Genomic DNA, 1540 nt, shown 5'->3' with positions numbered 1-1540 from the left:
TGTACCGCCACCAATAGGTTGGACACCGGAGAGTGGTTAAGGGCTACAACTCAGGGCAGCAACTCCCGACTGGGCCAAGAATGCCATCGTACTCGGTGCCGTCAAGCACGAGCCGCTGCCGCGGCGGCCTTTGGCCGTGCTTGACCGCCCCATCGTCCGCTGGCCGTGCGGGAGCCAGGTCGGGACGGCGGGATCGGTCGTCTTCCCGTCGAACCGCAGGATCATTCATGCGGCGGCTCTCTGCTGGGCTTGGTACCGGGCCCGGTATTCCAATGGGCTTTTGTAGCCAAGCCGTTCCAGACGCCAGGACCTGTTGTAGAGCTCCACAAACACCATGACCGCGGCCCGCACCTCAGCGGCTGTCCGGAACACCCGACCAAAGATCGCCTGCTCCTTCAAGGTCCGGAAGAAGCGCTCAGCCACCCCATTGCATTCGGGCTGATAAGGGAAAGCATAGCTCATCGTCATGCCCCAGTGCTTCACCTGCGCGGTGAAATGGTGGGCGGTGTACTGCGGTCCGTTGTCGGCCCGCAGGCTGATGCCGCGGGCGATGTCGGCGGCGACCCCACCGAAGCGGGCGGTCACCGCCTGGCTGATCGGCTCCAGGGCAGAAAAGCGCGAGCCGTCGGTCGAGACGTACTGGCCGATGACCTCGGAGTTGAAGTGATCGAGCGCGGCGAAGATCCACACCCGCCCGTCCTCCACCGTCTGCACCATGGTGGCATCCGTTCCCCACAGCACGTCCGGCGCGTCAGTCAGGATGGTGCCGTCATGATCGTTGGCCGGACGCGGCGGACGGCGGAAGGGCGAGAGCAGCCGATGCTCGCGCATCAGCCGCAGCACGCGGTTGCGCCCGACCGGCAGCCCAAGGCCAAAGCGCAGGCGCGCCCACACCTTGCGGTGCCCCTCACCCTGGAAGGGCGACGCCGCGAGGTCGGCTTGGATGGCGGCGAGCAGGCTGGCCTCATCGACCGGCGGGGCCGGGCCGCGGCGCAGGGGCGGGCGGTCCACTGCACGCCGGTGGGAGGCGGAATAGAAGGAGGAGCGCGCCACAGCCCAGACACGGCAGACCCGCTGCACGCCGTAGCTCCGGCCGGTGGAGGGCGAGATCGCCGCGCTCATCGACGCGACCTCGCCCTTTGAAAAGACCCGCCACCCTCAAGTCGCGCGATCTTCTCCCGGAGCAGTTCGTTCTCCATGCTGAGCTCGCCCACGCGCTTGTAGGCGGCGTCGAGCCCGGTCTGCACGGGGTCGCCTTCCTGACGCTCCTTCAGGCTGGCGTCCAGACCGGACAGGGCGCGCTCGCGCCAACGCTCCAGCCGATAGGGCTCGACCTCGATCTCGCGGGAGATCGCCTCCAGCGACTCACCCCGCAGCAGCCGCAGGACCACCTCCCGCTTGCGTGCCGCGCTCCACCGCTGAGGCACCTTGTCCGCCACCCTCGGAGTGGCTTCGGTTGACAACTTCTGGTTCACATTCGGCTCGTTCATCGGACTCCCATATGGGTTGTCCGGTGTCCAACATCACCGACGGCAGATCA

Annotated in this window: 2 protein-coding genes; both read right to left on the bottom strand. The window is 67.2% G+C overall.

From position 1 onward, the window contains the following. Positions 1 to 225 precede the first annotated feature (225 nt). Entirely contained in the window at positions 226 to 1122 is an 897-nt protein-coding gene (locus JUB11_RS32405; protein WP_207462931.1) for an IS3 family transposase, read from the bottom strand. Further along, positions 1119 to 1427 (bottom strand): transposase, encoded by a 309-nt coding sequence (locus JUB11_RS32400; RefSeq protein WP_207462930.1) that lies wholly within the window; start codon positions 1425 to 1427, stop codon positions 1119 to 1121. The genes JUB11_RS32405 and JUB11_RS32400 overlap by 4 nt, the downstream gene beginning before the upstream one ends. Positions 1428 to 1540: the final 113 nt, after the last annotated feature.

The sequence above is a fragment of the Azospirillum sp. SYSU D00513 genome (genome assembly GCF_017356015.1).
Taxonomy (GTDB): domain Bacteria; phylum Pseudomonadota; class Alphaproteobacteria; order Azospirillales; family Azospirillaceae; genus Azospirillum.
This window is presented reverse-complemented; position numbering and strand designations above follow the sequence as displayed.